Source organism: uncultured Microbacterium sp. (genome assembly GCF_964244775.1).
Lineage (GTDB): Bacteria > Actinomycetota > Actinomycetes > Actinomycetales > Microbacteriaceae > Microbacterium.
The window spans coordinates 1-26,106 of record NZ_CAXTJR010000016.1; the positions used below are offsets into that span (position 1 = coordinate 1).

Below are 26,106 nucleotides of genomic sequence, written 5' to 3' on the forward strand. Positions count from 1 at the left end.
AGGGTGCATTGCGGGAACCGAGGGTGCATTGCGGGAACCGAGGGTGCATTGCGGCACAGGTTCCTCCCCAACGGCGCACGCGAGAGCGGACGCTCGCGAAGACTGTGGAGACGGATGCCTCGGCACTCCGGTGCTCGTAGCGTGACAGCATCCCGAACCGAAGGAGCAACCCCCATGTCCGCCTTCTCCGTCGACAGCGACGCTGTCTTCTCCGCCACCTCCGCCGTGCGCCAGACGATCGATCGACTCCAGGCCGACTCGAACGCGATGCTCGCGCAGCTCACGCTGCTGCAGCATTCGTGGACCGGCATGGCCGCGGTCGCCTTCCAGGCCAACATCGATCAGTGGCGCGCGACGCAGCGTCAGGTCGAAGAGACCCTGGCCGGCATCAGCGCGGCGCTGGCCTCGGCCGGCCGACAGTACGCCGATGCCGAGCAGCTCAACCTGAGTCTGTTCCGCTGAATCGACACCGCGGGAACGCAGAACGGCCCCTCCCGAAGGAGGGGCCGCTCTGCAGGATGAGGCGGGACTTAGAAGTCCATGCCACCCGTGGGGTCGCCGGCCGGAGCGGAAGCCCGCTCGGGCTTGTCTGCCACGACGACCTCGGTCGTCAGGAACAGACCGGCGATCGAGGCTGCGTTCTGCAGCGCCGAGCGCGTGACCTTGGCGGGGTCGATGATGCCCTGTGCGAACAGGTCGCCGTACTCGCCGGTCGCGGCGTTCAGGCCGTGTCCGATCGGCAGGCCGGCAACGGTGTTCGCGACGACGCCCGGCTCGAGACCGGCGTTCAGCGCGATCTGCTTGAGCGGAGCCTCGATGGCGACCTTGACGATGTTCGCGCCTGTCGCCTCGTCACCGGTGAGGTCGAGCGTCGCGAAGACGTTCTTGCCCGCCTGGATGAGCGCCACGCCACCACCGGCGACGATGCCCTCTTCGACGGCAGCCTTCGCGTTGCGGACGGCGTCCTCGATGCGGTGCTTGCGCTCCTTGAGCTCGACCTCGGTCGCCGCGCCGGCCTTGATGACGGCGACGCCACCGGCGAGCTTGGCAAGACGCTCCTGGAGCTTCTCGCGGTCGTAGTCGCTGTCGGTGTTCTCGATCTCGCGGCGGATCTGGGTCACGCGACCCTCGATCTGCTCGGACTCGCCCGCACCCTCGACGATCGTGGTCTCATCCTTGGTGATGATGACCTTGCGCGCACGGCCGAGCAGGTCGGTCGTGGTGTTCTCGAGCTTGAGGCCGACCTCTTCGGTGATGACCTGACCACCGGTGAGGATCGCGATGTCCTGCAGCTGGGCCTTGCGACGGTCGCCGAAGCCGGGAGCCTTGACGGCCGCCGACTTGAAGATCCCGCGGATCTTGTTGAGCACGAGAGTCGCGAGCGCCTCGCCCTCGACGTCCTCGGCGATGATGACGAGCTCCTTGCCCTCCTGGATCACCTTGTCGACGATCGGCAGCAGGTCTTTGATGTTCGAGATCTTCTGGTTCGCGATCAGGATGTAGGGGTCTTCGAAGACCGCTTCCTGGCGCTCCGGGTCGGTCACGAAGTAGGGGTTGATGTAGCCCTTGTCGAAGCGCATACCCTCGGTGAGCTCGAGCTCGGTGCCGAACGTGTTCGACTCCTCGACGGTGACGACGCCTTCCTTGCCGACCTTGTCGATCGCCTCGGCGATCAGCGCGCCGATGGTGGGGTCAGCGGCCGAGATCGACGCGGTAGCGGCGATCTGCTCCTTCGACTCGACCGGGCGGGCAGAAGCGAGCAGTTCGTCCGAGATGGCCTGAACGGCCTTCTCGATGCCGCGCTTGAGCGAGATGGGGTCGGCGCCGGCGGCCACGTTGCGGAGGCCTTCCTTGACGAGCGCCTGAGCGAGGACCGTAGCCGTCGTGGTGCCGTCACCTGCGACGTCGTCGGTCTTCTTGGCGACCTCCTTGACGAGCTCCGCACCGATCTTCTCGTACGGGTCGTCGAGTTCGATCTCCTTGGCGATGGAGACACCGTCGTTCGTGATCGTGGGGGCGCCCCACTTCTTCTCGAGCACGACGTTGCGACCGCGGGGGCCGAGTGTCACCTTGACGGCGTCAGCCAGGATGTTCAGGCCGCGCTCGAGACCACGACGGGCCTCCTCGTCGAAAGCGATGATCTTTGCCATGTGTGTGTCGTCCCTCCCGGACGTCTCGTCCGGACGTAGCGAATGGTCATTAGCACTCGACAATAACGAGTGCTAATCCATTCTGGCACTCGACCCATGCGAGTGCAAGCCACGGGAGGGATGCTGCCACGCAGCGTCATCGGTCGCGCATGGTCACCGCGAGCCGAGGTCGCGCACGACCCCGCGAGCCGAGGTCTCGCACGCCCCCTGCGAGCGAAGGGCGCAGGATGCCGCCGTCAGACGACGCGGACAGATTCGGCCTGCGGCCCCTTCTGGCCGGCGCCGACGGTGAACTCGACCGTCTGCCCCTCTTCGAGCACGCGGAAACCCGACATGTCGATGTTCGAGTAATGCACGAACACATCCTGGCCGTCCGCGACGGTGATGAAGCCGAAGCCCTTCTCGGCGTTGAACCACTTGACGGTGCCCTGGGTCATGCGATCTCTCCTGTGCTGGTGGGACAGGGTCATCGTATGCACGCCGAGAACGGCGAAACCGCGTCTCGGGCCACTGTTGACGCGCGTGCATCGAACTGTTTACCGGGGTGAAACACACGCCCCGAAATTGCGCCTTCGGACGGCCTATGGAGTGGGCGCTGGGCTGCCTGAAGTGGTGCTGTCGACGCCGATCACGACGGTCAGCTGCTTGGCCTGGCTCTCGTCATCGGGAGTGCCGGGGTCATCCGTCGCCTGGTACGCGTTGCTCTGCGCGACCGCGGCGCCGCCGACCACCTGGGCGAGACCGAGAGCGGCGGCCTGATCCGACGGGAGTGCGTAGTAGACGGTCGTGGTCGGGAAGTCGGTCGAGCCCGCACCGCTGGCCGAGACGTTGTCGGCCGGCCAGCCGGCGGCCACGATCTTGTCGCGGAACTGCGTTGCGAGCCCGGTCTCGGGTGTCGCGTTGAGCACGAGCACGGTGTAGGTCGTGTCGATCACAGGTGTCACCACCGGCGTCGGGGTGGCACTCGGCGTCGGCGTCGGGAAGAGCGTCACCTTGCCCGAGACGATGAGCGTGCCGAAGATGCCCAGGGCGATGAGCACGATCGTGGCGGCCAGTGCCCAGAGGAACACGACCCCGCCCCGCATGTGGGGATTCTCGGCACGATGCGCACCGACTCGGCCGGGCGCCGAAGGAAGGTCGTCGAAGCGATCCTTCGGGTAGGTCGAATTCGGCACCCCCCGATGTTACCCGGCCGCTCGATGGGCCGATGTCGGGGCTCTCAGCGCGCGGCGGACGACCGGGCGAGCCTCGCCTGCTCGCGCGAATCGCGGATGCGGCGGAGCCGCTTGACCAGCATGGGGTCATAGACGACGGCGGCGGCCGAATCCAGCAGTCGACCGAGCAGCTGGTAGTACCGCGCGGGTGTCAGCCCCAGCTCGGCGCGGATGGCTTCTTCCTTGGCGCCGACGTGCCGGCTCCACGCCGCCTCGAAATCGAGGATGGCCCTCTCGCGCGCCGACAGCTCGTCGGTCGTTTCAGCAGGGTCGGTCGAGGGCACGACTTCACGTTATCCCGCGTCGGAAGACCTGCCGTCGCGCCACTCCACGAAACCGCCGAGCGGGTCGACCACCGCGATCGGCCTGCCTCCCCGCCCCAGGACGACCCCGTCCCACTCCCCCGGATCCAGGGGCACATCCCCGCCATGAAGTCCGGCCGGATCGATCGTGATCCACTCCGCGTCCAGGCTCCGCACGGCCTCGATCAGCCGCTCGCGCCCCTCGCGCGGGATGTGCGGCAGCACTCCCGGCGTTGTCACGACGAGGGTCGCGTCGCGCGGCGCCATCGCCGCGACCCGGGCGAGCAGGTCGGGGTCGGTCGCATCGCCCGCCACCAGCACCGGCGGGTCGCCTGCAAGGATGTCGAGCCGCACGATGTCGAGCGCCGCCTGCACGCGATCGGCGCGGCCTGTCTCGCCGGGCCACACGAGCGTCGTCAAGAATCTGCGGTCATCGGCGGATGCAGCATCCAGCGGCGCCAGATCGATGCCTGCACGCCAGACGATCTCGGGCGGCGCGAGCACGGGTGGACGCAGCTCCCCGCGCAGCTCGCACTCCAGTTCCACCGCCGACGGCCCCGAGATCGGGTCGACGCGCACGACCTCATCGCCGTGGATGTAGCGGTACGAATAGCGGTCGGGGTAGAGGCACAGCCCGGCGCTGGCGCCCAGCTCGAGCAGCGCGATCGGCCCCTCCACCAGCCCGAGTGCCGGCAGGAGCGCCGCGCACCGCAGCGGCTCATTGGTCTGGATGCTCCGCCGCCCGCACTCGTCGACCACCGCGTCCGCGTGAGCGCGGATCCACTCGGCCCATCGCGGGTAAGAGCTCTCGGGCGCTCCGCGCAGCCGGCTGACGGCGAACACGAGCGGCGGCTGGCGGTGCGTCGGCGCGATCCGCGCGAGGATGCCCGCGACGACGGTGTCGGACGCGACGCCCGCCGCCCACTCGGCGTACAGCGGCGACCGGCCGGGCGCCTCGTCGGCCGCGAAGCGGGCGTAGCGGGCCGCGACGGCGGCCGCAGCATCCGGGTCCATCCGCCCATTCTGGGCGAAGACCCAGTGCCACGGGGGCCGAGCCGAGACGCGGCCGCCGGGCGTCGGGTTGAATAGAGGGGACCGATCCTTCACGCCCCTCACGACACACGGCGGGCGCAGGACCGAAGAAGGAGGACCCCATGGCAGACGACACGCACTACGCGGTCACCAAGACCGACGCGCAGTGGCGCGCCGAACTCGACGCCGAGCAGTACGCGGTGCTGCGGCAGGCGGCGACCGAGCGCGCCTGGACGGGCGAGCTGCTCGACGAGAGCCGCGCCGGGCTCTACACGTGCGCGGCGTGCGGGGCCGAGCTGTTCCGCAGCGGCACGAAGTTCGACTCGCACTGCGGCTGGCCGAGCTTCTACGAGTCGGTGCGCCCTGAGGCCGTAGAACTCCTCGAAGACCGCAGCATGGGGACGATCCGCACCGAGGTGCGCTGCGCGAACTGCGGCTCGCACCTCGGACACGTCTTCCCCGACGGCTTCGGCACGCCTACGGGCGACCGGTACTGCATGAACTCGGTCTCGCTCGCCTTCGCTCCGGACGCCGAGGCGTGACCGGCGCGCTCGAGGCGGTCGCCGCGCGCAGGTCGTGGTCGAAGGTGACGGATGCTGCGCCCACCCGCGCAGAGCTGATCACCCTCGTCTCGGCCGCCGGTCGCGTCGCCGATCACTCGTCGCTGCGTCCGTGGCGCCTGATCGAACTGCGCGGGGCCGACCGCGACAGGCTCGGACGCGCGATCAACAAGGCCGAGGGCCACGACGGCAGCTCGAGCAAACCGCTGCGCGCTCCCCTGCTGATCGCGGTCGTGGCCAGCTACCGCAAGAGCGACAAGGTGCCGCGGTGGGAGCAGGAGGCGGTCGCCTCGGGCGTCGCGCACACGCTCAGCCTGCTGCTGGACGACGCCGGATGGGGCGTGCTGTGGCGCACCGGCCACTACACGCGCAGTAAGCCGGTCGCCAAGGCGCACGGGCTCGAGAAGAACGAAGAGCTGCTCGGGTGGCTGTACGTCGGTGGCAAGCCGCCGCGCACTCGGCCGGGCAGGCGCAAGGCCGTCGACGCGCGCCACCACCTGTCGCGCATGCCGCGCGGCAAGAACAGCGCGCTCGACGAGAGCTAGGCGCTGGGCGAAAGCTAGGCGCTCGGCCGCCGGAGGCGCCGCGTGGCCCGCTGCCACGGGACGACTGCGACCACGACCGAGATCAGAGCGATGCCGACCGTGATCGCTTCGCGGACGAGCCTCTGGTCGCCGGCGGCGGGCCAGAGTGCGTCGAGCACGATCGCCGTGATCAGGAGTCCGACCACCGAGCCGAGCCCGAGCAGCAGCACCCCCGTGTAGGCGACCAGCGCGGCCGACAGGAAGATGTACACGACCCCGACCGCGCCCCCGAGGTAGATCCACGGGTCGGTCGGGAAGGCGGCGGGCGGCCCCGTGATCGCGATGCGGATGCCGGCGGCCACCGCGAGGATCGCGGTGCCTCCGGCGAAGTTGACGAGCGTCGCGGTCAGCGGTGTGCCCACGCGTGCCCGCAGTCGGCCGTTCGTGGCCTGCTGCCACGCGATGCCCGCGCCGGCGAGGAACGGGAGCACCAGCATCCACAGCGGAATGCCTGCCAAGCCGCCGCCCAGCGAGATCGCCACGGCGACCAGCGCGAGCGCGGCGCCGATCAGGCGCCCCACCGTCACCGCGACGACACCGCTCGGGCCGTAGCCGGTGCGGTCGAGGACCAGTCCGCACACCGTCTGCCCGGCCACGACCCCGACCGTGAAGAGCGAGACGCCGATGAGCCCGACCGCCAGCCCCTGGGTCGCGACGGTGAAGGCTCCTGCGGCGCCGCCGGCCAGCATCCACCAGGGAATCCGGCGCGCACGCACCTCACGCACGAGCCGCGCGGCACCACGTCGCCCGTCCGCGAGGAGGAAGGAGAGGAGGATCAGGATCGCGAGCCCCGAACCGAACGAGATGACCGCGGCCGTGAATCCGTCGCCGAGCCGCACGCCGAGTTGACCGTTGATGCGCGCCTGGAGCGCCGTCAGCACACCCACCAGCACGGCTCCGGCAAGCGCCGCCCACAGGGGCACGCGGGCACGGGATGCCTCGGTCTGCACGTCGCTCCTCTTTCCCTCGCTCCCCACATCATCCTGGAGAACCGACGACGTTCAGGACGCGTCTGCCTCGCTCTTGCGGGGCCGGAGGATCATGATGACGGCGACGATGATGCCGACGATCACGACTCCGCCGATGAGCAGCCCGACCAGGATCGGGTCGGGGCCGCTCCCCTGCGTACTGCTGCTCTCCGGGTCGGCTGCCGCGGCGGCGACGGCGGAGGCGCATGCCGACGCCTCGGTGCCCTGCGCAACGGGTTCGCCCGCTGCGGGCGCGTAGTCGAACGTGTACGCCTTGGCCACGGGGTGGCCGTCGGACGAGACGATCCGCCACTGGACGGTGTAGGTGCCGGCCGCGCCGAGCGCGACGGGCATCGTGATCACCGGACCGGCCACTGCGGCGCATCCCGTCTCGTAATGCGATCCGGCGGCGTCGATCACCTGCACGATGTCGGCGCCTTCGTCGGCTCCGAGCAGGTCGCCGCTGAACTCCATGTGCACCTCGCTGAGCGAGGTCACTGTCTCGCCTTCGGCGGGCGTCGCATCGACAAGGGAGTCGTGCGCCGACGCGGCGGACGCGCCGAGCGCGACCGCCGCGAGCGCGAGGGCGAGCCCCGCGATCGCGACAGTCGCCCTGCGACGTAAGGTCACGAGACCTTCTTCCTTCCCTGAGCAACCGCGATCGCCGCGAGCACGGCGGCGCCGGCGGCGATGATGAGTCCTGCGATGCTCAGGCCGAGTGCGATCCCGGCGGCAGGATCGTTGGATGCTGCGACCGGCGCGGCCGCGTCAGGCGTTGCGCTCGGCGCGCTGGCCGGTTCCGCGGCGCTGGGCGGGGCATCCTGCACGTAGAGGACGGGCGCGGGCTCGAGGGTCTCGTCGGCCGCGACTTCGGCAGGAGTCGAGGTCCACTCCGCGATGGTGCCGTCGTCGTAGGTCTGGATCGCAGGCAGCAGGATGCTCCCCACCTCGGGCACCGGGCCGAGCGACACCGTGAAGTTCTGCATCTGACCGGGATGGATGCCGCCATCGACCGCTTCGAAGACGATCTTCGTGGCGGCCTGCGTGATCGTGTTCCCTTCGACGACCACCGGGGTCGGGAGGGGACTCTCCGTGATCGTCGCCGTCCAGCCCGGAACCGGCTCGTACAGCACGCTCAGGAACGGCGTGTCGGTGGGCAGCTGCACCTCCAATCGGATGGTCGACGCGGTCTCGGACTCGTTCGGAACGCGGAACTGCACACTCTTGTAACTGCCGGGATCGGCAGTGTTCGGGTTCACTGTGACGTGCGCGGAGGCCGCCAGCGGAACGGCGATCGCGAGGGCGAGGCCGGCGGCGGTGCCCACGATGGCGCGGATGACGTGCTTTTCAGACATGCGGATGCTTGCTTTCTGTCGGCGCGCGCCGCCACACGGCGTGCGCAAGGAATGAGAGGAAGAGGGACTACACCGCGAACGGCGGTCCGCGTCTCCTCATCACCGACAGCACGACGAGATGCTCCGAAAGCGGGTGGAAGGGGGCAGCGACCGGGGGCGCGGACCACGCGGGCGGGGCGCCGGTCGGAGCGAGCACCAACCGGAACGGTGTGCGCACGAGCTCCCAGAGCGCACGGGCGGCCTGCTCGCCACGACCCCAGACGAGGATCGTGCACACGGCAGCGACAGCATGCGCCATCCACATGCCCGGCGTCGCCGCCAGGTGCGCGGCGGGGGCGGAGATCACCGTGAGCTGGTGGAGGTGGCCCGTGGATGCTGCAGCCGACCCGCTCAGATCGAGCGACAGGATCGCGTGGAAGAGCGCCTGGCTGACGAGCACTCCAGCTGAAACGCGCCACCACGAGAATCCGCGCGCGGCGAGCAGGACGCACACCGGAGTCGCGATCGCCAGCGCGAGGGCGACGCCCCACCACGACGGGAAGTGACGATCGGCCTCGGAGTGCGAGACCGTCGCGAAGAACGTCGCGATCGCGGCGGCGGCAGCGCCGCGCCATGCGCGAACCGCCCGACCTGACCGCGACACCATCGCACCCCCGCGACTCAGTTTACTGACGCACGACACCCTCGATCCTTGCGCGAGCACGGCGAGACGAGACGAAACGCCGCTAGCATCTGGGCATGGTGAACCCGGGTGCGATCGACGACGTCCCGATCGGCGGCGACAGCATCCGTCTCGGGCAGTTCCTGAAGTTCGCGGGGCTCCTGGAGACCGGTGGAAGCGTGAAAGAGGCGATCACCGACGGTCTCGTGAGTGTGAACGGCGAGGTCGATCGCCGCCGCGGACGACAGCTGCAGCTCGGCGATGTCGTCAGCTTCGAGGGGCGCAGGTTCCGCGTCGGCCCGTGAGGACGTCGGGACTGGGCATCGCGGCCCGACTGAATGGTGGAGGACTCAGGAATTGCACCTGCGAGGCGCCTAGATTGCGCGTCCCCCCAACGCGACGATCTTATCGTCCGCCGGAGATGGTAGAAAATTCGAGCGGAAGCGGGATGCAGCCGCTTCTTCCGTATCTGCTCGGGGCAGCGCCCGAAGCGCGCGTCCGCGGGGTGAGTCCTCCTGGTTGTCAAGCCCACAGCGCTAGGCCGGCGAGCGACCTAGCGTGATCCGCGAAGCCGACGGCGTCGAACTGCATCGATCGGTTCGAGGAACGGAGAATCATGGATCAGAACTTTGGCGACACCGGCATGTCGGACGAGGAGAAGCGGCGTGATCAGTTGCTCGCCGCGCCACACGCCGTCGAAGCGGACGCGGCTCCTCGCATCGATGTGACTCATCACGACGGCATCACCCGCATCGACATCCGCGACGACGCGCAGGTGCGCCCGGGCAATCCGGAAGAGGCGCCGAGCCAGTGATTCAAGGGTAGAGACGACGCCGCAGCGGTCGGTCTGGAGCGGGCCGTCCGAGAGGCCATGTGCGTCGCCTCACTTGTCCTCGCCCACCTCGATCGGCTTGAAACCGTTATCAGCGCAGACTTCCCGCCGGTCGGTGGGGAACACCACCAGGGTGCCGAAGGTGGTTTCACATGCCACGAGCGGCGGCACCGGGTGTCCGGGGTCATCCAGCGGCTGCCTTCCTTCACGCACTAGATCGTGAGACCAGGCGAAGGCGCAGTTGTCCAGGGCCAGCTGCACACGATCTTGGCCGGTGTCGCTCACCGCCCCAACCCCGAGCGCGTACGATGCCGCATCGTCGGTGGCGTAGCAGCTAGCCGAGAGGTTCTTCTGCGCATCGGAGATGAAGTACCACACAGCCCCGGTCGCCACAGCCCCGGATGCCAGCGCCGCCACGATGATGATCCCCGCGCGCATCTTAGAGATCTTGAATTTGCGGGTCCTCTCGGTGTGCACCTTCGCGAGGAGTCGTTGCGTCATGGCTTCGAAATCAGCGTCGGTGGGATAGTTTTCCTCTTCGATTGACATTGCTATCCCTCCGTACCGGTGTCGATGGCGTCTCTGAGCTTTGAGCGCGCACGTGATAGTCGATTCCGCACCGTCGAATGGGACACGCCGACACGGACTGCGGCCTCCTTGTAGGTCAGACCGTTCACGAGGCACAGCGAAACGATCGCCGCGTCCGTCCGCGAGAGATCCTTGATCGCGTCCCGCAGCCGTTTCGCGTCCTCCGCTCGCCCGAGGAGCGTGAGCGGGTCGTTCTCGAGCGGCATGTCGAAGTCGAAGGAGACTTCTCGCGCGCGGAGACGGCTCCGGGCTCGCTTGCGATTGAGGGACAAATACCGAACAGTCGTCAGCAGCCATGGCAGCGCCGACTCTCCGTAGAGCTCAACGGATCGTCTCTTATGCCAGAGCGTGAGGAACACGTCCTGAGCGGTTTCATCCGCTTCCGCGTGATCGGCCAGCACCCGATAAGCCGCCCAGTAGACGGACTTGATATGGGTGCGGTGCAGCTCAGCTAGTGCGTTCGCATCGCCGTCCCGCAGTCGGTTCACAACCAGTTCGTCGTTCGACATGTCACCTCCCTCACTTCTACATGTGCAGCCGCAGGGGGTTCGTCTCACTTTGCCAAGAGTTTTCGACGCGACCGTCCGCGGGCGGCCCCTCATGATGACCGGAAGATGGCAGATGCCGACTCACGTTTCGACCCGAGACGTCGATGCATTTGCGGTTCCACGAGCACATACTCAGGATGACTCGGGCCGAGGAATTTCTACTCTGACCGATGAGTACCACGGGAGCGAGCCGGCGCATGGGGCAAGATCCTCTGTGCACGGATCCGATCACGCAGGTCGGAGACCCCACCTGCGAACGTGGGAGGACGAGCGCGCACTCGAATCTATCCGTTTGTCTATCCCCCCTTGACTTGAGCCGTCCAGGGGGGATAGACTAATATCATGGTAAGCGAGCAGCCCACCCGCAAGGTGGAGAAGCAACTCCGTGACGCGGGCTTCGAATCGGCCCGGACGAGCGGCTCGCACAGCGTCTGGGTCAAGGGTGCCGTGAGCATCACCGTCCCCGACGGACACCGCACGATCTCCCCCGGTGTCTACCGGAAGATCCTCACCGCAATCAAGGAGGCAGAGTGAAGACCTACGACGTCGAACTCACCCGCGAGGGCAAGTGGTGGATGGTATCGATCCCTGAGGTCGACGGCCTCACCCAAGCCCGTTCGATCAAAGAAGCCCATGACGCGGCGCGTGAATACATCGCAGTCACACTCGACGTTCCCGCCGACTCGTTCGACATCCACGTCCACGCTGAAAGCATCGGCACAGTCGAGCACGTCACCCAGCTACTCGAGGACATCAAGATCCAACGTGTAGCCGCGAGAGACGCGGAGACGGCGGCCGCCGAGATGACCCGCCAACTCGCCCGGAACCTCGCCGCCCAGGAACTCTCCTACCGCGAAATCGGGGCAATCATGCAGATCTCACATCAGCGCGTGGAGCAGCTCGTCAAGCATTGACGGTCCCCTAGAACGACGAAAAGACCCCCTCCCACCCGAAGGTGGAAGGGGGGACAATCCCCCGACCCTGAGCCGGGGACGCTGCGCAAGCTGCGCGCGGATGGAGCACCTGTACGCCTTGCAGGACGGCAAATGGGAATCCCCCGCTGGGCGCACGAGCGCGTCGCAAGTGAGGCACTTAAGGGCAGAAGCCTCCCGATTCAGCCGCTACGCGACGAAGTGGGTCGTTCCGCGCCGGAACGGCACAGGTGCTCCCCTGCGACCCAAGTCGCGCACGGAGTACGAGCGTCAGATTCGCACGGGTCTCGCAATGTTCAGCGACATGAAGTTGGCCGACATCACGCCGGCCATCGTTCGCCAGTGGCGCGAAGGCCGCGCAGCAACGGCGGCGACGGCGGCGGCGAGCGGGGAAGCCCGCCTCCTTCGAGTGATCCTCAACACCGCCATTGCCGACGGCATCATCACCCGCAACCCGGTTCCGTCAAACCTCACGCCAACCTCGACCGGCATCGAGCATCGTCTGCCGACCATGCCGAGTGGAAACGGGATGCGATCCTCGACGCGATCCAGCATCCTCGGGTGTCTGCGCACGACCGCGACGAGAAGCTCAAGGTGAAACACGTCCGGCACACCTTTGGGTGCGTGCGACAGGAGCGCCGCCTCAATTAGCGAGTCCGCGATCCTGATCATCTCGGCTGCGTTTGAGATCAGAATCCCGGGCCGCGGGGATTCTGAGTAGATGAAGGCACTTGCTGGATTCGCCCCAGGCTCGACGGGCAGGGTCACGCGAGTGGTCATGGAGTAACCACCTCGTGAAGTTCGACGCGCGCGATTGACGTCCATGGCACGAGAGCCTTTCCGGCGCGATCCTCAAGTAGATAGCTGATCTTCATGCCGACCTCGCCGTCGTCGACGACGAGGCCGCGTAGCACGGGGAGACCGACCCCTTTGATAGGCCAGACAGTGACTCTAGAACCGTGCGTGAACATCGGGACTCCTGGTGAAAAATGATGATGGGCGGGCGCCCGGTGATGAGGAGGCATGCTTACAGCAACGCCGTCCTCTTCGCGACGAAAATCGCTGCGGCCCGCCCAACGTCCGATGCATCGACCTCGAGTGAAGGCGCGTCATGCGCGCGAACCACGCGCTGCGTGTGCGGGATCGGGTTCGCGGCAATCGCCATGCGCACAGAGTTCGGCGACGATGGCCCCGGTGTCCTACGGCAGACTGACCTCGTGCAGGCGAAATCCTTCCGCGGATACTGGTGGCTACCGTCCAGGCCTGATGTTCCCTCGCCAGGACAACTGACCGTCGCGGAGGACGGCCGATGTGAATTGCAACTCATCGGTGGCCTGGACCTACGCCCGGAGGATCCGACGCATGGAATATTCAATGATCGAGTCCCCATCCTTCATGGTGAGGCAGAGGGCAAGCCGATCACGCTCCTCGACTGTTTCACGATTCGCGGAGATGGGCTCGCGGGCCATTCAGGCGGCCGCCAGGACATTCACGTGCACGAAGCGCTGATCGGTGTCCACGTTCGCGACGAGGAGGCCGCCTTTACGGCGGCGATCTTGACGCTCGAGCACTTAGCGAGCTGGTTGGCGCTCGATCGGTTGGTGGAGCGATCAGAAGACCTCGGCGTCGAGACGGCGAAGACTCGGCCTCCTGAACCGCGAACGTGCACGGTCGATGGGTGGACCATCACTGCCCGCGTGCTGGCACAGCCCTTCCACGTCGAAACAGAGCGCTCGCGTCTCGCAATCACTGGAGAATTGGGTCCTTACCTCGTGATCAGCGCGTCAGATCCGGTCCGCGCAGTGGACTTCCACGGAGTGGTCTTGGAGCTGATGGACCTTCTGACTTTGGCATCCGGCGAGGCGTCTGGGCAGATCGGACTAACACTTGTGCATAAGGATCCCATCCCACATCGCGACGTGGACGGGACAACGTTTGAATACGAGCGACGAGTTGATTGCTATGGATCGCGTACTCATACTGCACGCCCTTCGGAAACGGCGACTGCAGACTGGCGATTCCTGTTCAGTTGTCGAGACCAGCCGTTCGAAGAGTTGGTACCGAGATGGTTGGCACTTCGTCGGAAGGCCCCCGAAGCGTGCAATGTACTTTTCGGCGTTCGCTATTCTCGTCCGACCTATACGGAGGTTCGCCTTCTGCTCGCCGCGATCACCGCTGAAACGCTCCACAGCTCTCTCTACGGCGACGAGACGGAACTATCGACAGCTGACTTCGAGCGCATCCGGGAGGCTGTGCTCGGTGCGCTGGATGACCCAATCGAGCGCCAATGGGCCCGCCAGCGCCTGCGAAACTCGCCGAGCTTTCGCGAACGACTAGCGTCGCTCGCATCCAAGCCTGATCGTTTGGCGATGGCGGCTATCGTGCCTGACACCGAGCGGTGGACACGTCAAGTCCGAGATGCTCGCAACCTCTTAGCACACACGGGAAACGAGTCGACTGACGAAGACATCTTCCGGTTGGAGCGAGTGACGACGGCGGTGCTCTCGTTGGTTCTCATGTCCGAGCTAGGGCTCTCTGCGGAGACGCAGCAACGCGCCGCACGGGATGTGCTGCGCGTCGAGGCTTAGGCTCGTTCACTGGACAACGCGACGCTCAGGACAGACCGCGGCTCCGGCGGCGCCCAGACATCGGAGAGCCACATTCTCGCGCCGGAGCCGGCACGTTCTGCGACGTGGATGCCACGACCTAGGTTTCTCGACGCTCGCGAAGGCACTGGTCGACTCGGTCACGATTCAGCCTCGTGCCCAACGTTGCAGGACAGTGTCATCTGCGACGTCCCGCCCATCGCCCCGACGCTCGTTAGATCCCCCTGGAGACCATCGCGTTGCCCGCAGAGGAAACCGCTTTCGCGCGCTCGATCACGTGTGGAGGTCAAATATCCCGAACGCGATGATCACGCTCGTAGGTGGGCAGATCTCGACCGTCGCGAGCGCGTGGGGCTCTACCTGCCCGGAACCTGACGGGGGTCAGATCAACCCCTCAGCGCGGTAGTGGGCGACGCGCGCGACGAATGCTTCACGCCGGGCGCGCTGGGTACGGGGTCCATCGCTCGGGCATGCGGTGATGTATACGCCCGTCGAGGGCGCAGGCGCGTGGCAGTGCGCCGAGACCACCGAGCCAGCACTAGCGTTGTTGCCGTGTCCGGTCCCGCGATCTTCATCCTGCTGTGGGGGCTACTCGCTGTTGGGGCAGGGTTGTTCGTGGCGGCCAAACCCGAAGCGCTTGTCCGTCTCTCCGAGAGCCAGACATGGCGCAGACGCCAGCCTCCGCCGCATACTCGTGCGTTCCGCATCTGGTGGAATCGCATCGGGGGCATCGTCTTTGTCGTCGTCGGCATCACCTTCATCGTGCTCGTCGTGTCTGGTGTCCTGCCGCCCCCCTCCTGAGTATGCAGGCTCGCAATCGTGCTTGTGCCATGTCTGATTTCCGCTAACCTCGGCCGCATGGCAATTGATGAGCAAAGGACGAGAACGCCGGTCAAGCGTGCCGACGCGATGCAGCGAGCCGCCGAGGGCTGGCAGATTCGGGCCATGGAAAAGACATGGAAGCAGGTGGCCGACGCTGTCGGCTATGCCAGCGCAGAGGGCGCTCATCGGGCGGCCACCCGGTTTGGGGGACAATCGCCGACCCTGAGCCGGGGACGCTGCGCAAGCTGTGGCGCGCGCGGATTGAGCACCTGTACGCCTTGCCGCCCGTGGCGCCGAGCTTGCGCGCCCCGGGGCGATCAGGGCCGGTGTCGCGGTCGCCAATCTAGAGTGAGCCCGTGGAACCGTTCACCATCTATACCGTCATCTCCTCCGCGATCTGTGCGGCGTTCGGCATAGCGCTCATCTTCAAGGCAGCGACTGCCCTCCGTTGGCGCCGACGTAATTTGGTGCGATCGGGGCTTTCCCTCCACCCCGTCGATCAGCCACCCAGTCTCGCCGGAATTGTCCTCGTCCGAATCATCGGCGCAGGTATGGTCGCGGTCGGGGTCGTTATTGGCGGGCCGGCACTCCTCGGCTTAGGCGACTGGGCCTGACCAGCCGCTGCCCGCAGGCACCCAACCTCCGACCTTTAGCTAGCGGATAGCTCGAGAGAGGGCATTAAGCGCGCTTGGTCGCCGTTCGATGAGGCTCTCGACTATATGTCTGACCTGGCTTTCATCAGAGCCGACTACGGGACTTGAACCCGTAACCCCCTAATTACAAGTTAGGTGCGCTACCAATTGCGCCAAGTCGGCAGGGTTCTCATTCTATCGATGCCGGATGCTGCGCTCGACGCGCGACCCTTCGACAGGCTCAGGGACCGTAAACAGGCTCGGGGACCGTAAACCGGCTCAGGGACCGCAAACCGGCTCAGGGACCGGAGGCGGCTCAGGGGGTCGCGGTCGGCGTGGGCGACGCCGTCGCTCGGCCGCTCGCGGTCGGCGTCGGCGATGCGGCCTGGTAGTAGGCGTCGCTCGCGATCGTGAGCACGAACTGCGCGAACTCCTTGGGATCGTCGAGCTTGCCGACGTACGGCATCCCGTTCACGAGCACCGTCGGGGTCGCGGTGAGCGTCACCGAGTCGGTGTCGGGCAGACCCTGCAGCGCACGATCGGTCGCGCCGGCCGCCCATGAGGCGAACGACTCGGTCTCGATGCACGTGCGCACGGCCTTCGGGTCAGAGGCGCCCGACCCGATCGCGAGGGCCGCGAGGTCGGCGTCGCTGAGACCGTCGGAATCGACCGCCGGCTGCTTGCGCAGGAGCGCGTCGTTGAACGCGAAGAAGCTGTCGGGCGCGTGCGTGGCGACACAGGCCGCTGCGCTGGCGGCACGCAGCGAGTACTTCGTGCCGTTCGACTTGGCGGTCAGCATCGAGACGGGGTAGTAGGTGAGGGTCGCAGCATCCTGACTCACCCATTTCGACAGCTGCTGCACGTTCGCCATCTGGAAGTCGCGCGAGCCCGACGACAGGTAGTCGACGTACACGCGGATGTCGACGGCGGGCGCGGCGGTCGTGGTCGTGGAGGGGCTCGGCGCGACGGCGGAGGGCGACGCGGTCGCAGAGGGCGCAGCGGTGGCGTCGGCGTCGGGTGCCGTACCGGTCGTGGTGTCGACGGCGACGCCGGCGACGCTGGTCACGGTGAATCCGTCGTTGTTGACGTTGGCCGGGCTCAGCTGCGGTTTGGCGGAAGACGCGAACGCCCAGGTGACGACGGTGGCGGCGACTGCGACGACGGCGACGACACCGGCACCCACCGCGACGCGGCGGATCACGCGTGCGCGTGACTGCTTCGCCTGCACTTGCTGCGCCTTCTCGCGGACGGCCTCACGCCGATCCTGCGGAGCAGGCGGCTGGGGTGTTTCGTCGCTTGACATGGAACCTCTTGAAAGACGCGGAGCCGGGGTGATCCGGCATGCCTGATTCGGCACGGCCGCACGGGAAGGCGGCCTCGACGATGCTAACCAGGCAGGCTGGGAAATCCCCAGACGCGGGCTCGGCGAGGACCGTGACATAATGGGGAGGCGTCCAACGGCGGACGTGCGGGACAAGCCCCCGCTCATTCCATCACTACGGATCGTCCGGCACGTACCTGCCGGTGAAGGAGAAGAAAACCATGGCATCTGTCACGTTCGACAATGCAACCCGCTTGTACCCCGGCGGCACCCGCCCCGCGGTCGACAAGCTCAACCTCGAAGTCGCCGACGGCGAGTTCCTGGTCCTCGTCGGCCCGTCGGGCTGCGGAAAGTCCACCTCGCTGCGCATGCTGGCCGGCCTCGAAGAGGTCAACTCGGGCCGCATCCTCATCGGCGACCGCGATGTCACCGACATCCCGCCGAAGGATCGCGACATCGCGATGGTCTTCCAGAACTACGCGCTGTACCCGCACATGACGGTCGCCGAGAACATGGGCTTCGCGCTGAAGATCGCCGGCATCGGCAAGGAACAGCGTGCCGCTCGCGTGCTCGAGGCCGCCAAGCTGCTCGACCTGGAGGAGTACCTGACCCGCAAGCCGAAGGCCCTCTCGGGTGGCCAGCGTCAGCGCGTCGCCATGGGCCGCGCGATCGTGCGTCAGCCCCAGGTGTTCCTCATGGACGAGCCGCTGTCGAACCTCGACGCCAAGCTCCGCGTGCAGACCCGTACGCAGATCGCGTCGCTGCAGCGCCGCCTGGGCGTCACGACCGTCTACGTCACGCACGACCAGACCGAGGCCCTCACGATGGGCGACCGCATCGCGGTCCTCAAGGACGGGCTCCTCCAGCAGGTCGGCACGCCGCGCGACCTGTACGAGCGGCCGAAGAACGTGTTCGTCGCCGGCTTCATCGGCTCGCCCGCGATGAACCTGTTCGCCGCCGACCTCACCGAGGGCGGCATCCAGTTCGGCACCTCCGTCGTCGGGATCGAGGCCGACACCCTGGCTCGCGCCCAGGGCTCGGCGGTCACGGTCGGCGTTCGCCCCGAAGACATCCAGGTCGGTCCAGCCGACGGCAAGGGCATCTCGGTGGTCGTCGACCTCGTCGAGGAACTCGGAGCAGACGGCTACCTGTACGGCCACGCCGACCTCAACGGCAAGCGCACCGACATCGTCGCGCGCGTGGATGGCCGCCGTCACCCGTTCGCGGGCGAGACGGTGACCCTCGCAGCCCTGCCCGGACACGTGCACGTGTTCGACGTCGAGAGCGGCGAGCGTCTGACCGACAGGGCCATCGCTTCGGCGTAATGACCAGCGCTTCGGCGTGAAAAAGAACGACGCAGCGGCGCGGACGGGTCTCGGACCCGCCCGCGCCGCGGCGTTTCCAGGGGGAATCAGATGGCGGACACGCTGAGCATCACCGCGAGTTCGGTCGATGCAGGCCTGCTGACGCTGCCGTGGTCCACGCCCCTCGAGGAGTGGACGAGCAGCAACATCGTCTTCCTCCCGAAGGGCATCTCGCGCCATCTGGTTCGCTTCGCCAATCTCTCGGGACGCGTCGTCGCCATCAAGGAGACGACCGAAGAGATGGCCCGCCGCGAGTACGACATGCTCGGCAACCTCGCGCGACTCGATGCCCCGTGCGTCGACCGGGTGGCCGTCATCGCCGGCCGCACAGACGAGCGGGGAGACCCGCTTCCGGCAGCGCTGGTGACCTCGCACCTCAAGTTCTCACTCCCCTATCGGGCCCTCTTCACCCAGGTGCTGCGCCCCGACACCGCCACGCGACTCGTGGACGCACTCGCGGCCCTGCTCGTACGCCTGCACAACGTCGGCTTCTTCTGGGGCGACGTGTCGCTCTCGAACACCCTCTTCCGCCGAGACGCCGGTGCGTTCGCCGCCTACCTGGTCGACGCCGAGACCGGCGAACTGCACGAAAGCGGCCTCACCGCCGGGCAGCGCGAACACGATCTCGACATCGCACGCACGAACATCGCGGGCGAGATCATGGACCTCGAAGCGGGTGGGCGCTTGGAAGGCGGAGTGGATGCTGTCGCCGTCGCCGACGGAATCATGTCGTCCTACCGCTCGCTGTGGGCGGCGCTGACCGATCAGGAGACTTTCGCGTCCGACGAGGCGTGGCGCCTGACCGAGCGCGTGCAGAAGCTCAACGAACTGGGCTTCGACATCGGCGAGATGTCGATCCAGGCGCGCGCCGACGGCACGAAGGTCTCGATCCAGCCGAAGGTCGTGGATGCCGGACACCACCAGCGGCGCCTCATCCGCCTGACCGGGCTCGACGTCGAAGAGAACCAGGCGCGTCGCCTGCTCAACGACCTCGACGAGTTCAGCGCCCGCATCTCACGCCTCGGCGCCGACGAGGAGATGGTGGCCCACGAGTGGCTCACCCGCGCGTTCGAGCCGGTCGTCAAGGCGATCCCGTTCGATCTGCGCGCCAAGCTCGAGCCTGCCGAGGTGTACCACCAGGTGCTCGAGCACCGCTGGTACATGTCGCAGGCGCGCGGCCGTTCGGTGCCGCTCGCGGAGGTGCTGACCTCCTACATCGACGATGTCCTGCGACACCGCCGCGACGAGGCCACGGTGATGGGCCCCGCCACCGAGACGATGTCGCTCCCGGTGATCACCGGCTCGGTCGTCACCGTCGATGACGACGACGAACAGGTCGACTGGCGCGACCTCGTCTGAGTATCCGGTCGTGCGTCAGTAGCCGACGGTGAACCGCTCCCGGGAGTGCTTCTCATTCTCGATCTCGTCGATCACCGCGACCGCGAGATCGGCTCCTGAGATGAAGGACTGACCCTCAGCATCCGTCACTATCACTTCGCCGCCGTCACGGTAGTGCCCCGTGCGCTCGCCCGGGTTCCACGCGCCGAACCCACCCGCCGGGTGGATGTAGAACCAGTCGCGGCCCGCGGCGCCCGACTGCAGGTCGTCGAGGATGCCGATCGCCTCGAACGCTTCGGGCTTCCACTCGTCGTTGAAGTCCGCGCCGTCGATGAGGCGAGGTCCGCCCGGGGCCACGAGGCTCCCGCCGGCGCCGCCGACCACGCCGACGCGCACGTTCGGGGCGAGCGAGGCGACGAGCTCGGCGACCGATTCGCGCAGCTTGCCGAGCAACTCTCCGCGCGCGGGGACGGCGATGACCACGACATCGACGCCGTCGATCTGGGCGACGAGCGTCGGAACGTCCAGCAGCGACTCCTCGATGTAGGTCGCGTGCTCGACGCGCTCGCCGGGAACCGAGCGGGCGACCGAGACCACGGTGTGCCCGCGGCTCACGCCCTCGGCGACGATGTGGCGTCCGGCGTAGCCGGTTCCTCCGATGACGGCGATGCGGGCCATGGTGATCCTTTCGAGTTTCTACGCCTGGGCGGCGCGGGTCGTGGAGACTTGGTACAGGGCGACGGATGCGGCGATCCCGGCGTTGAGCGACTCGGTCGCCGCCTCGATCGGGATCGAGACGATCTGGTCGCACGTCTCGGTGACCAGGCGCGAGAGCCCTTTGCCCTCCGAGCCCACCACGATCACGACCGGGCGGTCGGCGAGTTCGAGCGCCGGCAGGGAGATGTCGCCCCCGCCGTCGAGACCGAGGATGAACACGCCCTGGCGCTTGAAGTCTTTCAACGTCGAGGTGAGGTTCGGTGCGATCGCCACGGGGATGCGGGCGGCCGCTCCCGCGCTGGTCTTCCATGCCGCCGAGTTGACGCTCGCCGACCGGCGCTGCGGCACGATCACGCCGTGCCCGCCGAAGGCGCCGGTGGAACGGATGATGGCTCCGAGGTTGCGCGGATCGGTGATGCCGTCGAGGGCGACGAACAGCGGCAGGTGGCCGGCGTCGATGACCTGCTCGAGCAGATCGTGCGGGTGGGCGTACTCGTACGGCGGCACCTTGAGTGCCACACCCTGGTGCACACCGTCGAACCCGGCCATGCGGTCGAGCTCGGGGCGGGTGACCTCGAGAACGGGGATGTTCCGGTGCGTCGCGATCGACAGCATCTCTTTGACGCGGTCGTCCATCTCGACGCGCTGGGCGATGTAGAACGCCGTGGCCGGGATCTTGGCCCGCAGCGCCTCGAGCACCGAGTTGCGGCCGGTGACTGTCTCGGTGTCGTCGTCCTTCTTCGCGGCGCGAGGGCGCGACTGCGGCTGCCAGGCGGGCTTGCCCCTGCCTCCGGCCGCGACGTAGCGCTCCTGAGCAGCCTTCCGCTTGCCGGCGGGGTGCCATGCCCTGTCTTCGGCCTTCGGCGTCGGCCCCCGGCCCTCGAGCGATCGCTTGTTCTTGCCGCCGGTGCCCTTCACGGGCCCCTTGCGCGGGCTTCTACTGGCGCCTGGGCGCCCCGGCTTACCGGCCATCGGTTTCCTCTCTCGCGGGGCTGTGCCCCGTCGGTCCCGCTGCGCGGGACGGAATGTCTGCGACATTCCAATGTGTTCCGTCAGGGGTGTCTTCGAGCACGATGCCCGCAGCCGCGATCGCATCGCGGATGCGATCGGCTCCCCCCCAGTCCTTCGCCGCGCGCGCGGCGGCGCGCTGCGCGATCATCGTCTTCACGAGGGAATCCAGAGCGGATGCCTCGGCCGAATCGTCTTTCGTCGACCACTGCTCATCGAGCGGGTCGATGCCGAGGATGCCGGTCATGACCGATACCTCACCGGCGATGGCCCGAGCCGATTCCAGGTCTCCGGCATCCAGTGAAGTGTTTCCCTCGCGCACGCGGGCGTGGATGACGGCGAGCGCCTGAGGCACGCCGAGGTCTTCATCCATCGCCGCCTCGAAATCGGGGTTGCCGTACGAGACCCAGCCGAAGTCGCCACTGCGGGTCACACGCTGCAGGAACGTCCGGATCCGATCGATCGCCGCATCCGCCTCTTCGAACGATTTGTCCGAGACGTCGAGGTTCGAGCGGTAGTGCGCCGCGGCGAGCGCATAGCGCACCACGAGCGGGTCGCGCTCGCGCAGCACATCGTCGGCGAGCACGAAGTTCGAAAGCGACTTCGACATCTTCTGACCATCGACGGTGACCAGGCCGTTGTGCACCCAGTACCGGGCGAACCCATCGCCGGCCGCGGCCGACTGGGCGAGTTCGTTCTCGTGGTGCGGGAAGCGCAGATCGAGCCCGCCGCCGTGGATGTCGAACTCGGGGCCGAGGTAGCGGCGCGACATCGCGGAGCACTCGATGTGCCAGCCGGGACGCCCGCTCCCCCACGGCGAATCCCAGATCGCGCTCGACGGCTCGCCCGGCTTGGCGCCCTTCCAGAGGGCGAAGTCGCGAGGGTCGCGCTTGCCGCGCGGATCCGCGTCGCCCGCAGGCTCCATCGCGTCGATCGACTGGTTGGTCAGCTCGCCATAGGCCGGCCACGACCGTACGTCGAAGTACACGTCGCCGACAGCATCCGAGTGATCCGCCGCCGCGTACGCGTGACCGGCGTCGATCAGCCGGGAGATCAGCACCTGCATCTGCGGGATCGAGGCGGTCGCCCGCGGCTCGTACGTCGGAGGCCGGATGCCGATCGCGGCATACGCTGCCGAGAATTCGAGCTCCATGCGGTAGGCGAGTGCCCACCACGGCTCGGTCTCGGTCGCGTTGACGAGCACCTTGTCGTCGATGTCGGTGACATTGCGGACGAACGTCACGCGGCCATGCCGGTACTCGAGCCAGCGACGCAGGATGTCGAACGCCAGCGCGCCGCGCAGGTGCCCGATGTGCGGACCGGACTGCACCGTCGGGCCGCACACGTAGATCGTGACGTTGTCGGGGTCGCTCGGCACGAAGTCGCGCAGGGTCTGCGCCTTGGTGTCGTAGAGCCGGACCGTCACCGCACCAGCCTACCGGCGAGGCATGCGCGCGACCTGGTTGTGCAGTCATACGGAGGGAAGGCCGGTAGAACTGTAGGGTGCTTCACGTCTTCGCCGTCCTCGCCGCCGCGCTCCTGTTCGGCACGACCGGCACGTCGCAGGCCCTCGGCCCCGACGGCACGACGCCCCTGTCGATCGGCGTCATGCGGATGGTGATCGGGGGCACCGGGCTCGCGCTGCTCGCGTTCCTGCTGGCCTGGCGGCAGCGTGCCCGCCTGCCGTTGGATGCTCCGGCACGGCCGAGGCTGAGCATCCGTCCCCTCTCGCTGATGGTGCTGACCGGGTTCTGCCTCGCGCTGTACCAGCCGCTGTTCTTCCTGGGCACGGCCCGCAACGGCGTCGCGGTCGGCACCGTCGTGGCCCTCGGGTCGGCGCCGATCCTCGCCGGGCTGCTCGAGTGGATGCTCACGCGCCGGGTTCCGAGTGGGGTGTGGATGCTGGCGACCGGCCTCGCCACGATCGGCGTCGTGCTGCTCGGATTCGGCGGAGAAGCCGGCGGCACCGGCGGCACCGACCCGATCGGCATCCTGGGCAGCATCGGCGCGGGCGCATCGTTCGCCGTGATCGCCAACGCGCAGCGGCGGCTGCTGGACTCGGGGTGGGATCCTTTCACCGTCGTCGGAGCCATGGGCGCGAGCTCGGCGGCCCTGTCGGTGGTCGTGCTCCCGTTCGTCGACGTCTCGTGGTTCACGACGACCGCAGGGCTGGTCATGGCGCTGTGGCTGGGCCTTGCCACGATCTCGATCGCCTACGTCATGTTCACGTGGGGTCTGAACGGCCTCACGGCAGCGACCGCCGCGACGCTGACCCTCGGCGAACCGCTGACCGCGAGCATCCTGGGCATCGTGGTGCTGGGTGAACGGCTTTCGCTGCTCGCGATCCTGGGGCTGGTCGTGCTGGCCTGCGGCCTCGCACTGCTCGCGTGGGGGTCGCGGTCGCCACGCGATGCGAAGCCGTTCGCTGTGGAGGCATGAACTTGGCCGAGATCGAGATCCGGGTGGACGACCTCACCGGCTCAGACACCGTCGCCCTCATCGCGTTCCACCTGGCCGGCATGCACGACACGTCGCCCGAGGGCAGCGTGCACGCGCTCGACCTCGATCGGCTCCGGCATCCCGACATCACGTTCTGGTCGGCGCGCATCGGTGGCGAGCTCGCGGGCATCGGAGCGCTCGCGCGGCTCGACGACCTTCGCGGCGAGATCAAGTCGATGCGCGTCGACGACCGCTTCCGCGGCAGCGGCGTCGGTCGCGCGCTGCTGCGCCACATCATCGCCGCGGCGCGCCAGCGCGGCATGTCGAGCCTGTGGCTGGAGACCGGCCGCTCCGACGAGTTCCTGCCCGCGCACCGGCTCTACGCGAGCGAGGGCTTCGTCTCGTGCGGACCGTTCGAGAGCTACACCGACGATCCGTTCTCGGCCTTCATGACCCGGGGCCTCTGAGCGCGTCCTCGCGGCGAGGTGCGGCCCATGTCCGCCAGCTGGCAGACATAGCCGGCGCGATCGACCATCCCGCGGACATCGGTCACGACACCGGCACCGCCCGGTGCGAGCATCCCATCCCGTGTCCGCCAGCTGGCAGACATAGCCGGCGCGATCGACCATCCGGCGGACATCGGTCACGACACCGGCACGGCCGGGCGCGAGCATCCCATCGCGTGTCTGCCAGCTGGCAGACATGGGATGCCCGACCGACCATCTGGCGGACACGTCGGCGAACGCCGACACCACCAGCAGCACCAGCAGCAGCAGCGATCAGGCGGGAACGATGAGTGCGACGGCGAACGCCGACACGCCCTCACCGCGCCCGGTGAAGCCGAGCCCGTCGGTCGTGGTGGCAGACAGTGAGACGGATGCTCCGCCCAGCGCCGTCGACAGCACCGCCTCAGCCTCGACGCGGCGTGCGCCCACGCGCGGCCGATTGGCCTGCACCTGGACGGACACGTTGCCCACTCGCCACCCCGCCTCGCCCAGCAGGCCGAGCGTGCGGCCGAGGAACGCCGCCGCGTGCGCTCCCGCGAACTCGGGCTGATCGGTGCCGAAGTGCGTGCCGATGTCGCCGAGCCCGGCAGCCGCCAGCAGCGCATCGACGATCGCGTGGGCCACCGCGTCGCCGTCGGAGTGACCGGCCAGAGCCGGCTCCCCCGGCCATTCGAGGCCCGCGAGCCAGAGCGGGCCGTCGCCTCCGATGCCGTGGACGTCGGTGCCGATGCCGACCCGCGGCACCACCGGCGCGTGATCCAGAGAGGCGTGCGCATGAGCGGCGTGCACTTGAGCGGCGGGATGCTGCGCCACGAGCCCGCGCGCCCGCTCGAGGTCAGCGGGCGTGGTGATCTTGAACGCGGCGGCATCTCCGGGCACGGCGGCGATGCGATGGCCCGCCGCCGCCACCAGCGCTGCATCGTCGGTGTACTCGCGGTCGGCGACGCGGTAGGCGGCATCCAGAATGGCGCGGTCGAAGCCCTGCGGGGTCTGCGCCGAGGTCAGCTCGGCGCGATCGACGCCGCCGACCACATCGTCGCCCACGACGCGCTTGATCGTGTCGACGACGGGCAGCACGGGGATGACTCCCGGGGCCGCCACGCCGACCGCGGCGATGACCCGCTCGAAGACCTCGGGAGGCGTGAACGCACGGGCGGCGTCGTGCACGAGCACGACCTCGACATCCGGCCAGACCGCCGCAAGCCCCGCGGTGACCGAGTCCTGACGACTGGCGCCGCCCACGACGACCGAGACGAGGTCGCGGCGTTCTTCTCCCGCCGCCGCGAGAGCGTCGGTGAGAGCGTCTCCTTCGCGGCCCTCGGGGGCGACGATGACCACCTGCGCCGAGGGCGCGGCGAAGACGCCGTCGAGCGCATGGCGGAGCACCGTGTGCTCGTCGATGCCGACGAACGCCTTGGGCCCGAGCGCGCCCAATCGCGTGCCCGATCCTGCGGCGACGACGATGACGGCGATGCGCGGAAGAGGGGTGATGCTCACGCGCTCACGCTATCGCGGACGTCGGCGGGTCTCGAGACGCTCGCAAGCTCGCTACTCGACCACCGCCGCTAAACGGGACGGTCCTATAGTCCGTCAAGGGCTGAGTAGGTCGGTACGCAGGGCGTTGTAG

General features: G+C 67.9%; 31 protein-coding genes and 1 tRNA gene. 14 read left to right on the forward strand and 18 right to left on the reverse strand.

Going from position 1 to position 26,106, the window contains the following annotated elements; genetic code table 11:
* The first annotated feature begins 174 nt into the window (after nt 1-174).
* Nucleotides 175-462, forward strand: a complete 288-nt coding sequence (locus ACFE6Z_RS15990; protein WP_375386699.1) for a WXG100 family type VII secretion target — start codon at nt 175-177, stop codon at nt 460-462.
* Between the two features lie 68 nt (nt 463-530).
* Here ACFE6Z_RS15990 and groL read toward each other — a convergent pair whose 3' ends face one another.
* The 5 genes from groL to ACFE6Z_RS16015 all read right to left on the reverse strand — a co-directional run bounded on the left by groL (nt 531) and on the right by ACFE6Z_RS16015 (nt 4,773).
* Complete coding sequence (gene groL / locus ACFE6Z_RS15995; protein WP_375386700.1) at nt 531-2,150, reverse strand: chaperonin GroEL; 1,620 nt, start codon at nt 2,148-2,150, stop codon at nt 531-533.
* Between the two features lie 236 nt (nt 2,151-2,386).
* A complete protein-coding gene (locus ACFE6Z_RS16000; protein ID WP_018172554.1) occupies nt 2,387-2,587 on the reverse strand; it encodes a cold-shock protein in 201 nt (66 codons plus the stop codon).
* Between the two features lie 144 nt (nt 2,588-2,731).
* A complete protein-coding gene (locus ACFE6Z_RS16005; RefSeq protein ID WP_375386701.1) occupies nt 2,732-3,325 on the reverse strand; it encodes a LytR C-terminal domain-containing protein in 594 nt (197 codons plus the stop codon).
* A 44-nt stretch (nt 3,326-3,369) separates the two neighbouring features.
* Nucleotides 3,370-3,648, reverse strand: a complete 279-nt coding sequence (locus ACFE6Z_RS16010) for a DUF3263 domain-containing protein (protein WP_375386702.1) — start codon at nt 3,646-3,648, stop codon at nt 3,370-3,372.
* A 9-nt stretch (nt 3,649-3,657) separates the two neighbouring features.
* Entirely contained in the window at nt 3,658-4,773 is a 1,116-nt protein-coding gene (locus ACFE6Z_RS16015; protein ID WP_375386703.1) for a DUF2332 family protein, read from the reverse strand.
* Between the two features lie 47 nt (nt 4,774-4,820).
* Here ACFE6Z_RS16015 and msrB point away from each other — a divergent pair, with 47 nt between their 5' ends.
* Together msrB and ACFE6Z_RS16025 are read left to right on the forward strand one after the other, a co-directional pair.
* Complete coding sequence (gene msrB, locus ACFE6Z_RS16020; protein ID WP_375386704.1) at nt 4,821-5,240, forward strand: peptide-methionine (R)-S-oxide reductase MsrB; 420 nt, start codon at nt 4,821-4,823, stop codon at nt 5,238-5,240.
* Entirely contained in the window at nt 5,237-5,803 is a 567-nt protein-coding gene (locus tag ACFE6Z_RS16025; protein WP_375386705.1) for a nitroreductase family protein, read from the forward strand. Before msrB ends, ACFE6Z_RS16025 begins: the two co-directional genes overlap by 4 nt.
* A gap of 14 nt (nt 5,804-5,817) precedes the next feature.
* On the opposite strand, the gene ACFE6Z_RS16030 is transcribed toward ACFE6Z_RS16025, so the two are convergent.
* The 4 genes from ACFE6Z_RS16030 to ACFE6Z_RS16045 all read right to left on the reverse strand — a co-directional run bounded on the left by ACFE6Z_RS16030 (nt 5,818) and on the right by ACFE6Z_RS16045 (nt 8,808).
* Nucleotides 5,818-6,792 (reverse strand): DMT family transporter, encoded by a 975-nt coding sequence (locus ACFE6Z_RS16030; protein ID WP_375386706.1) that lies wholly within the window; start codon nt 6,790-6,792, stop codon nt 5,818-5,820.
* Between the two features lie 51 nt (nt 6,793-6,843).
* Entirely contained in the window at nt 6,844-7,440 is a 597-nt protein-coding gene (locus tag ACFE6Z_RS16035; protein ID WP_375386707.1) for a copper resistance CopC family protein, read from the reverse strand.
* Nucleotides 7,437-8,165 carry a YcnI family protein gene (locus ACFE6Z_RS16040; protein ID WP_375386708.1) on the reverse strand — a complete coding sequence of 243 codons (729 nt, stop codon included), beginning with the start codon at nt 8,163-8,165 and terminating at the stop codon, nt 7,437-7,439. The genes ACFE6Z_RS16035 and ACFE6Z_RS16040 overlap by 4 nt, the downstream gene beginning before the upstream one ends.
* Nucleotides 8,166-8,232: 67 nt before the next feature.
* Nucleotides 8,233-8,808 (reverse strand): hypothetical protein, encoded by a 576-nt coding sequence (locus tag ACFE6Z_RS16045; protein WP_375386709.1) that lies wholly within the window; start codon nt 8,806-8,808, stop codon nt 8,233-8,235.
* Nucleotides 8,809-8,903: 95 nt separating this feature from the next.
* On the opposite strand from ACFE6Z_RS16045, the gene ACFE6Z_RS16050 reads away from it, so the two are divergent.
* Nucleotides 8,904-9,131, forward strand: coding sequence for an RNA-binding S4 domain-containing protein (locus tag ACFE6Z_RS16050; RefSeq protein WP_375386710.1), 228 nt, complete (start codon nt 8,904-8,906; stop codon nt 9,129-9,131).
* Nucleotides 9,132-9,442: 311 nt separating this feature from the next.
* Nucleotides 9,443-9,640 (forward strand): hypothetical protein, encoded by a 198-nt coding sequence (locus ACFE6Z_RS16055; protein WP_375386711.1) that lies wholly within the window; start codon nt 9,443-9,445, stop codon nt 9,638-9,640.
* A 69-nt stretch (nt 9,641-9,709) separates the two neighbouring features.
* Here ACFE6Z_RS16055 and ACFE6Z_RS16060 read toward each other — a convergent pair whose 3' ends face one another.
* Both ACFE6Z_RS16060 and ACFE6Z_RS16065 read right to left on the reverse strand, forming a co-directional pair.
* Nucleotides 9,710-10,207 (reverse strand): hypothetical protein, encoded by a 498-nt coding sequence (locus tag ACFE6Z_RS16060; RefSeq protein ID WP_375386712.1) that lies wholly within the window; start codon nt 10,205-10,207, stop codon nt 9,710-9,712.
* Between the two features lie 2 nt (nt 10,208-10,209).
* Nucleotides 10,210-10,755 carry an RNA polymerase sigma factor gene (locus ACFE6Z_RS16065; RefSeq protein WP_375386713.1) on the reverse strand — a complete coding sequence of 182 codons (546 nt, stop codon included), beginning with the start codon at nt 10,753-10,755 and terminating at the stop codon, nt 10,210-10,212.
* Nucleotides 10,756-11,136: 381 nt separating this feature from the next.
* Here ACFE6Z_RS16065 and ACFE6Z_RS16070 point away from each other — a divergent pair, with 381 nt between their 5' ends.
* Both ACFE6Z_RS16070 and ACFE6Z_RS16075 read left to right on the forward strand, forming a co-directional pair.
* Nucleotides 11,137-11,328 (forward strand): type II toxin-antitoxin system HicA family toxin, encoded by a 192-nt coding sequence (locus tag ACFE6Z_RS16070; protein ID WP_375386714.1) that lies wholly within the window; start codon nt 11,137-11,139, stop codon nt 11,326-11,328.
* Nucleotides 11,325-11,708, forward strand: coding sequence for a hypothetical protein (locus ACFE6Z_RS16075; protein ID WP_375386715.1), 384 nt, complete (start codon nt 11,325-11,327; stop codon nt 11,706-11,708). The genes ACFE6Z_RS16070 and ACFE6Z_RS16075 overlap by 4 nt, the downstream gene beginning before the upstream one ends.
* A 288-nt stretch (nt 11,709-11,996) precedes the next feature.
* On the opposite strand, the gene ACFE6Z_RS16080 is transcribed toward ACFE6Z_RS16075, so the two are convergent.
* Nucleotides 11,997-12,506: a hypothetical protein gene (locus ACFE6Z_RS16080; RefSeq protein ID WP_375386716.1), complete on the reverse strand. Its 510-nt coding sequence runs from the start codon at nt 12,504-12,506 to the stop codon at nt 11,997-11,999.
* Between the two features lie 437 nt (nt 12,507-12,943).
* On the opposite strand from ACFE6Z_RS16080, the gene ACFE6Z_RS16085 reads away from it, so the two are divergent.
* The 3 genes from ACFE6Z_RS16085 (at nt 12,944) to ACFE6Z_RS16095 (ending at nt 15,768) form a co-directional block, all read left to right on the forward strand.
* Complete coding sequence (locus ACFE6Z_RS16085; RefSeq protein WP_375386717.1) at nt 12,944-14,314, forward strand: HEPN domain-containing protein; 1,371 nt, start codon at nt 12,944-12,946, stop codon at nt 14,312-14,314.
* Nucleotides 14,315-14,884: 570 nt separating this feature from the next.
* The gene (locus tag ACFE6Z_RS16090) at nt 14,885-15,133 is read left to right on the forward strand and encodes a hypothetical protein (protein WP_375386718.1); all 249 of its coding nucleotides are present in this window, start codon (nt 14,885-14,887) and stop codon (nt 15,131-15,133) included.
* A 377-nt stretch (nt 15,134-15,510) separates the two neighbouring features.
* The gene (locus ACFE6Z_RS16095; RefSeq protein ID WP_375386719.1) at nt 15,511-15,768 is read left to right on the forward strand and encodes a hypothetical protein; all 258 of its coding nucleotides are present in this window, start codon (nt 15,511-15,513) and stop codon (nt 15,766-15,768) included.
* A gap of 128 nt (nt 15,769-15,896) precedes the next feature.
* Here the strand turns inward: ACFE6Z_RS16095 and ACFE6Z_RS16100 are convergent.
* Together ACFE6Z_RS16100 and ACFE6Z_RS16105 are read right to left on the reverse strand one after the other, a co-directional pair.
* Nucleotides 15,897-15,969 (reverse strand) — tRNA-Thr (locus ACFE6Z_RS16100).
* Between the two features lie 133 nt (nt 15,970-16,102).
* Nucleotides 16,103-17,089 (reverse strand): DsbA family protein, encoded by a 987-nt coding sequence (locus ACFE6Z_RS16105; protein ID WP_375386720.1) that lies wholly within the window; start codon nt 17,087-17,089, stop codon nt 16,103-16,105.
* A gap of 239 nt (nt 17,090-17,328) precedes the next feature.
* Here ACFE6Z_RS16105 and ACFE6Z_RS16110 point away from each other — a divergent pair, with 239 nt between their 5' ends.
* Complete coding sequence (locus ACFE6Z_RS16110) at nt 17,329-18,432, forward strand: ABC transporter ATP-binding protein (protein WP_375386721.1); 1,104 nt, start codon at nt 17,329-17,331, stop codon at nt 18,430-18,432.
* A gap of 90 nt (nt 18,433-18,522) precedes the next feature.
* Entirely contained in the window at nt 18,523-19,830 is a 1,308-nt protein-coding gene (locus ACFE6Z_RS16115) for a DUF4032 domain-containing protein (protein ID WP_375386722.1), read from the forward strand.
* A gap of 15 nt (nt 19,831-19,845) precedes the next feature.
* On the opposite strand, the gene ACFE6Z_RS16120 is transcribed toward ACFE6Z_RS16115, so the two are convergent.
* Genes ACFE6Z_RS16120 through cysS form a run of 3 tightly spaced genes read right to left on the reverse strand, consistent with a single transcriptional unit; the run spans nt 19,846 to nt 22,960 of the window.
* Nucleotides 19,846-20,487 (reverse strand): NAD(P)-dependent oxidoreductase, encoded by a 642-nt coding sequence (locus tag ACFE6Z_RS16120; protein WP_375386723.1) that lies wholly within the window; start codon nt 20,485-20,487, stop codon nt 19,846-19,848.
* 18 nt (nt 20,488-20,505) lie between these two features.
* Nucleotides 20,506-21,498, reverse strand: coding sequence for a 23S rRNA (guanosine(2251)-2'-O)-methyltransferase RlmB (rlmB, locus tag ACFE6Z_RS16125; RefSeq protein ID WP_375386724.1), 993 nt, complete (start codon nt 21,496-21,498; stop codon nt 20,506-20,508).
* The gene (gene cysS / locus ACFE6Z_RS16130) at nt 21,488-22,960 is read right to left on the reverse strand and encodes a cysteine--tRNA ligase (protein WP_375386725.1); all 1,473 of its coding nucleotides are present in this window, start codon (nt 22,958-22,960) and stop codon (nt 21,488-21,490) included. The genes rlmB and cysS overlap by 11 nt, the downstream gene beginning before the upstream one ends.
* Nucleotides 22,961-23,037: 77 nt before the next feature.
* On the opposite strand from cysS, the gene ACFE6Z_RS16135 reads away from it, so the two are divergent.
* Nucleotides 23,038-23,973, forward strand: a complete 936-nt coding sequence (locus ACFE6Z_RS16135) for a DMT family transporter (protein ID WP_375386726.1) — start codon at nt 23,038-23,040, stop codon at nt 23,971-23,973.
* Nucleotides 23,970-24,440, forward strand: coding sequence for a GNAT family N-acetyltransferase (locus ACFE6Z_RS16140; protein WP_375386727.1), 471 nt, complete (start codon nt 23,970-23,972; stop codon nt 24,438-24,440). The genes ACFE6Z_RS16135 and ACFE6Z_RS16140 overlap by 4 nt, the downstream gene beginning before the upstream one ends.
* A gap of 312 nt (nt 24,441-24,752) precedes the next feature.
* On the opposite strand, the gene ispD is transcribed toward ACFE6Z_RS16140, so the two are convergent.
* Nucleotides 24,753-25,976, reverse strand: coding sequence for a 2-C-methyl-D-erythritol 4-phosphate cytidylyltransferase (ispD, locus tag ACFE6Z_RS16145; protein WP_375386728.1), 1,224 nt, complete (start codon nt 25,974-25,976; stop codon nt 24,753-24,755).
* Nucleotides 25,977-26,106: the final 130 nt, after the last annotated feature.